The 6,703-nt window shown below is 67.6% G+C and carries 6 protein-coding genes; all 6 read left to right on the forward strand.

Annotated elements, in window-relative coordinates:
* Positions 1-714 (forward strand): EI24 domain-containing protein (locus tag AC1DYN_RS31135; RefSeq protein WP_477966436.1); only part of this gene is annotated, 714 nt, incomplete at its 5' end.
* A 13-nt stretch (positions 715-727) separates the two neighbouring features.
* Entirely contained in the window at positions 728-1,522 is a 795-nt protein-coding gene (locus AC1DYN_RS31140; RefSeq protein WP_477966438.1) for a competence/damage-inducible protein A, read from the forward strand.
* A gap of 200 nt (positions 1,523-1,722) precedes the next feature.
* A complete protein-coding gene (glnA, locus tag AC1DYN_RS31145) occupies positions 1,723-3,138 on the forward strand; it encodes a type I glutamate--ammonia ligase (RefSeq protein ID WP_477966440.1) in 1,416 nt (471 codons plus the stop codon).
* Positions 3,139-3,295: 157 nt separating this feature from the next.
* Positions 3,296-3,787, forward strand: coding sequence for a hypothetical protein (locus AC1DYN_RS31150; RefSeq protein WP_477966442.1), 492 nt, complete (start codon positions 3,296-3,298; stop codon positions 3,785-3,787).
* 80 nt (positions 3,788-3,867) lie between these two features.
* Positions 3,868-4,890: a nitrogen regulation protein NR(II) gene (glnL, locus tag AC1DYN_RS31155; protein WP_477966446.1), complete on the forward strand. Its 1,023-nt coding sequence runs from the start codon at positions 3,868-3,870 to the stop codon at positions 4,888-4,890.
* A gap of 42 nt (positions 4,891-4,932) precedes the next feature.
* Positions 4,933-6,444: a nitrogen regulation protein NR(I) gene (gene ntrC / locus AC1DYN_RS31160; RefSeq protein WP_477966444.1), complete on the forward strand. Its 1,512-nt coding sequence runs from the start codon at positions 4,933-4,935 to the stop codon at positions 6,442-6,444.
* Positions 6,445-6,703 lie beyond the last annotated feature (259 nt).

The raw sequence follows: 6,703 nt of genomic DNA on the forward strand, positions 1-6,703 counted from the left end.
GTGCGCTACCTGCTCGATTCATGGGACCTGCTGCACGCGCTGTTCGACTGGCTCGCCAGCCTGGGCGCCGGCAACTTGCGCTCGGTGGTCGGGCCGATGGTCGTGATCTTCCTCGCGACACCGGTGCTGGTGCTGCTGTCGCTGCTGGYCGTCGCGACGCTGATGACGCCGGCCATGCTGAACCTGGTCGCGAAGCGCCGCTTCCCGCTGCTCGAGCGCCGCGAAGGCGGCACCATCGTCGGCAGCCTCATCGTCAGCCTCGGCTCCACCGCCGTCGCGCTGGTGGCGCTGGTCGCGTCGATCCCGCTGTGGTTCGTGCCGCTGATGGTGCTGGTGGTGCCGCCGCTGATCTGGGGCTGGCTCACCTACCGCGTGATGAGCTACGACGTGCTGTCCGAGCACGCGAGCAAGGAAGAGCGCCGCGAACTGATCCGCCGCCACCGCATGAGCTTCCTGGGCCTGGGCCTGGCCACCGGCTACCTCGGCGCCTTGCCCTCGCTGGTGTGGGCCTCGGGGCTGGTGTTCCTCGCGCTCGCGCCGATCCTGGTGCCGGTCGCGATCTGGATCTACACGCTGGTGTTCGCGTTCTCGTCGCTGTGGTTCGCGCACTTCGCGCTCGCCGCGCTGGCCGAGCTGCGCGCCGGCCAGGCGCTGGCTGCATCGGTCGCCATGCCGCCGCCCGAATCGCCCCCGATTCCGCTGCCTCCCGCATGAAGGTTGCCTGTCCATGAACTTCGGCCTGATCATCATCGGCGATGAAATCCTGTCCGGCAAACGCGAGGACAAGCACCTGTCCAAGGTGATCGCGCTGCTGGCCGCACGTGGCCTGGCGCTGTCGTGGGTGCGCTACGTCGGCGACGACCCGGCCCGCATCACCGCCGACCTGCGCGATGCGTTCGCCAGCGGCGACGTCGTGTTCTCGTGCGGCGGCATCGGCGCCACGCCGGACGACCACACGCGCCAGTGCGCCGCGCGCGCGCTCGGCGTGCCGCTTGCGCTGCACCCGCAGGCGCGCGAGCTGATCCTCGAACGCATGCGCGACATCGCCGCCGAGCAGGGCCTGCCCTACGAGCCCGAGCGCGCCGACAACGTGCACCGCCTCAACATGGGCATGTTCCCGTCAGGCGCCGACATCATCCCCAACCCCTACAACAAGATCGCCGGCTTCTCGGTGGGCAGCGTGCACTTCGTGCCCGGCTTCCCGGTGATGGCCTGGCCGATGATCGAATGGGTGCTCGACCACCGCTTCGCCCACCTGCACCGCAGCGAGCGCATGCGCGAGCAGTCGGTGATCGTGTTCGGCGCGATGGAGTCGACGCTGACGCCGCTGATGGAGGCCATCGAGGCCCGCTTCGTGGGCGTCAAGGTGTTCAGCCTGCCGAGCGTCGACCATCCGACCTTGGGCCGCCACATCGAGCTCGGCGTGAAGGGCGCCGCCGATGCGGTGGTTCCGGCCTATGCCGAACTGCTGGCCGGCCTGCGCGGCCATGGTGCCGAGCTCGGCCCCGAATTGGTGCGTTGATGGCCCGACGCCGGGCCCAGGGTGGTGCCGTCGGGTGCACCAAAGTGGCGTTCCGGTGCGTGCTGTCGAGGGGTGCGCCGTCATCGGGCTCGGGCATGCTTTCTGCTACATTCCTGTGCGCATTTCCAGGCCTCCCGGCACTGAATCTGTCGTCTCTACCAATCCCACTCACCCCACAAGCCTCTCGCTAGGAGAACCTGATGGCAAAGACCGTCGCCGACGTGATGAAGATGGTGAAGGAAAGCGAGGTCAAGTTCGTTGACTTCCGCTTCACCGATACCCGCGGCAAAGAGCAACACGTTTCGGTGCCCCTGTCTGCGTTCGACGAAGACAAGTTCATCTCCGGTCATGCCTTCGACGGTTCGTCGATCGCCGGCTGGAAGGGCATCGAGGCTTCCGACATGCTGTTGATGCCGGACCCGAACACGGCCAACATCGACCCGTTCTTCGAAGAGCCGACGCTGATCCTCACCTGCGACGTGATCGAGCCGACCGACGGCAAGCCCTATGAGCGCGACCCGCGCTCGCTGGCCAAGCGCGCCGAGGCCTACCTCAAGTCTTCCGGCATCGGCGACACCGCCTTCTTCGGCCCGGAACCCGAGTTCTTCATCTTCGACAGCGTGCGCTGGAACGTGGACATGTCCGGTTCGTTCTCGAAGATCGAATCCGAAGAGGCGGCCTGGAACACCGGCAAGGAATACGAGCACGGCAACTCCGGCTACCGTCCTGCGGTGAAGGGCGGCTACTTCCCGGTGCCGCCGGTCGACAGTGCCCAGGACCTGCGCTCCGAGATGTGCCTGATCCTCGAATCGCTGGGCATTCCGGTCGAAGTGCATCACCACGAAGTGGCGAACGCGGGCCAGATGGAAATCGGCACCAAGTTCAGCTCGCTGGTGCAGCGCGCCGACTGGCTGCAGCTGCAGAAGTACGTGATCCACAACGTGGYCCACGCCTACGGCAAGACCGCGACCTTCATGCCCAAGCCGATCGTCGGCGACAACGGCTCGGGCATGCACGTGCACCAGTCGGTCTGGAAGGACGGCAAGAACCTGTTCGCCGGCGACGGCTATGCCGGCCTGAGCGAGTTCGCGCTGTTCTACATCGGCGGCATCATCAAGCACGCCCGCGCGCTGAACGCGATCACCAACCCCGGCACCAACAGCTACAAGCGCCTGGTCCCGGGCTTCGAAGCCCCGGTGAAGCTGGCCTACTCGGCCAAGAACCGCTCGGCCTCGATCCGCATCCCGTACGTCGCCAACCCGAAGGGCCGCCGCATCGAAGCGCGCTTCCCGGATCCGCTGGCCAACCCGTACCTGGCCTTCTCGGCGCTGCTGATGGCCGGCCTGGACGGCGTGGAGAACAAGATCCACCCGGGCGAAGCCGCCACCAAGGATCTGTACCACCTGCCGCCGGAAGAAGACGCGAAGATCCCGACCGTCTGCCACAGCCTCGACCAGGCGCTCGACTACCTGGACAAGGACCGCGCGTTCCTGACCAAGGGCGGCGTCTTCACCGATGCTTACCTCGACGCCTACATCGAGCTGAAGATGCAGGAAGTGACCCGCTTCCGCATGACGACCCATCCGGTCGAGTTCGACATGTACTACAGCGCCTGACGAGGGCCTGCGCGTCGGTACGGAACCCGGGACGAGGGCCGCAACTCTCACCCCCGGCAGATCCGGAACATGACAACGAAGGGACGGCATTTGCCGTCCCTTTTTTGCTTGGCATGATCAGCCACAATCCACCCGACTCCATGCCCGAGGTGACTTCATGCGTTTCCATCCCATCCTGGCCAGCTGCCTGCTCTTCGCCGTGACGGCCACGGCAGTTTCGGCCGAGGAAAAGACCGTCTACCGCTGCCCCGGCAACCCGGTCCTCTACACCGACACGCTGTCGGCCAAGGAGGCGAAGGAGAAGGGCTGCAAGACGCTCGAAGGCGCCCCCATCACGGTGGTGCAGGGCCTGCGCCCGGCCAAGGCCGCCTCGGGCAGCGGCGCCCGCAGCAGCAGCGAGAAGATCGACCCGAACGACCAGCGCGCCCGCGACAGCGATGCGCGCCGCATCCTCGAGGCCGAGTTGAAGAAGGAAGAGGAGCGCCTGGCCGAGATGCAAAAGGCCTACAACAACGGCGAGCCCGAGCGCCAGGGCGACGAGAAGAACTACCAGAAGTACATCGACCGGGTCGCCGAGATGAAGGCCGGCATCCTGCGCAAGGAAAGCGACATCGCCGCGATCCGGCGCGAAATCGCGAAGCTCCAGTGAGCCAGTCCAGGACCGTCCGCGCAAAAGCCGACGCCAGCGGCGTGGCCGGCCGCTATGAAGCCTTCGACCACCTCGCCACCATGGTGGCGGTGGTGCGCGAGGACGGCAGCTGCCTGTTCGCCAACGCCGCGTTCGAGAACGTGCTGGGGCTGCCGCGGCGCAGCGTACTGGGCGGCTCGCTGTTCGAATGGTTCATCGATGCCAATTCGGTGCGCGACACCGTGGCCGCCGTGGTCCGCAACGATTTCGCCACCAGCCGCTTCGAGGCGCTGCTGCGCCGGCCGGTGTCGGCGCATGGCGACGCGCTGCCGGTGCACGTGATCGTCAACCAGCTCGATCGGCCGAACGAGGCCATCGTCGAGCTGGTGGAAATCGAGCAGCAGACGCGCCAGGACCGCGAGGAGCGCGCGCTCGGCCAGGCACGGGCCAACAAGGAGCTGATCCGCAACCTGGCGCACGAGATCAAGAACCCGCTCGGCGGCATCCGCGGCGCGGCGCAGCTGCTCGAGATGGAGGTCGAATCGCGCGCGCTGACCGAGTACACCCAGGTCATCATCCAGGAGGCCGACCGGCTGCAGGCGCTGGTCGACCGGCTGCTGGCGCCGCACCGCAAGCCGCACGTGGTGAGCGACGTCAACATCCACGAGGTCTGCGAGCGGGTGCGCTCGCTGATCATCGCCGAGTTCCCGCGCGGGCTGGCGGTGCTGCGCGACTACGACATCTCGATCCCCGACTTCCGCGGCGACCGCGAGCAGCTGATCCAGGCGGTGCTCAACATCGCGCACAACGCGGCGCAGGCGCTGGTCGACCGCATCCAGCAGGGCGACGCCCGCATCACGCTGCGCACGCGCATCGCGCGCCAGGTGACGCTGGGCAAGCAGCGCTACCGACTGGCACTGGACTTGCATATCGAAGACAACGGCCCGGGGATTCCGGAGTCGATCCGCGATCGCATTTTTTACCCGCTGGTATCGGGGCGCGATGGCGGGTCGGGCTTGGGACTCACGCTGGCGCAGACTTTCGTGCAGCAACACCAGGGCATGATCGAATGCGAGAGCAAACCGGGCCAGACCCTTTTCAAGATCGTGATCCCGTTGCCCTGAGCCAGAAGCCGGGGAGGGCGGGGCCGGAACCACAGGCAGGGCATGAAACCCATCTGGATCGTTGACGACGACCAATCCATCCGCTTCGTGCTGGAGAAGGCGCTGGCGCGTGAAGACCTCGCGGTGCGCAGCTTCACCAACCCGCGCGACGTGCTGCTGGCCCTGGAGGACGACGAGCCGCAGGTGCTGGTATCCGACATCCGGATGCCGGGCGGTTCGGGCATCGAGCTGCTGAGCAAGGTCAAGGAGCGCCATCCGGGCCTGCCGGTCATCATCATGACGGCCTACTCCGACCTCGACAGCGCGGTCAGCGCGTTCCAGGGCGGCGCCTTCGAGTACCTGCCCAAGCCCTTCGACGTGCCGAAGGCGGTCGAGCTGATCCGGCGTGCGCTCGACGAGAGCATGCGCGAGGAGGTGCGCGACGAGCGCATGGCACAGATGCCCGAGATGCTGGGCCAGGCGCCGGCGATGCAGGACGTCTTCCGCGCCATCGGGCGGCTGAGCCAGAGCGTGGTCACGGTGCTGATCACCGGCGAGTCGGGCTCGGGCAAGGAGCTGGTCGCGCAGGCGCTGCACAAGCACAGCCCGCGCGCGAGCGGCCCGTTCGTCGCGATCAACACCGCGGCGATCCCGAAGGACCTGCTCGAGTCCGAGCTGTTCGGCCACGAGCGCGGCGCGTTCACCGGCGCGCAGACGACGCGCCGTGGGCGCTTCGAGCAGGCCGACGGCGGCACCCTGTTCCTCGACGAGATCGGCGACATGCCGTTCGACCTGCAGACGCGGCTGCTGCGCGTGCTGAGCGACGGCCAGTTCTACCGCGTGGGCGGCCACAACCCGCTGCGCAGCAACGTGCGCGTGATCGCGGCGACGCACCAGAACCTGGAAGAACGGGTCAAGCTCGGTGCCTTCCGTGAGGACCTGTTTCACCGGCTGAACGTGATCCGGCTGCGCCTGCCGGCGCTGCGCGAGCGGCGCGAGGACGTGCCGGCGCTGGCGCGCTTCTTCCTGCAGAAGAGCGCGAAGGAGCTGGGCGTCGAGGCCAAGCGCATCACCGACGCGGCGCTGGCGCGGCTGATGCAGTTCGACTTTCCGGGCAACGTGCGGCAGCTGGAGAACATCTGCCACTGGTTGACGGTGATGGCACCGGCACAGGTGGTCGAGGCCAAGGACCTGCCGCCGGAGTTCCAGGCCGACCCGGTGGCGGCGGCGGCGTCGGTGCCGCGGGCGCTGGCGCCGTCCGTGCCGGAGGCGGTCGATGCGGGTGGGGCGCCGATGCCCTACGTGCCGGTGCCGGCCCCCGCGGCCGTGCCCGATGCGGCGGCCGCGACAGCGGGCAGCACGCACTGGCTGAGCGACCTGGAACGCGAGTCGCGCAGCATGCTGCAGGCCGGCTTGCCGGAGGTGTGGGACACGCTGACGCGCAAGTTCGAGGCGCAGCTGATCCACACCGCGCTCGAGATCACGCGCGGGCGGCGCATCGAGGCGGCACAGAAGCTGGGGATCGGGCGCAACACCATCACGCGCAAGATCCAGGAGCTGGGGCTGGACGACTGATCGTGTTCGCTTCCCGGATTGGCATCCGGGCTTGTATGTTCCGTCTGCACCCCCAGACGCAGCGGATGAGGGTGTCGGGATGGAGGGACGATCCGGGCCATCTGCCGTCAGCAGCGGACAGACCACCGTAGTGATTCCCCATTTCGTTCGCCCAAGCGTCGATGAGGAACGCAGCCGCAGCAACCCCGGTCGTGAGACCGGGGGATGCTGACGGCCCATAGATGCAAGCCAACGCCAGCGCGAACGCCCACCCCGACCG

The organism is Rhizobacter sp. P2_D12, assembly GCF_056404395.1.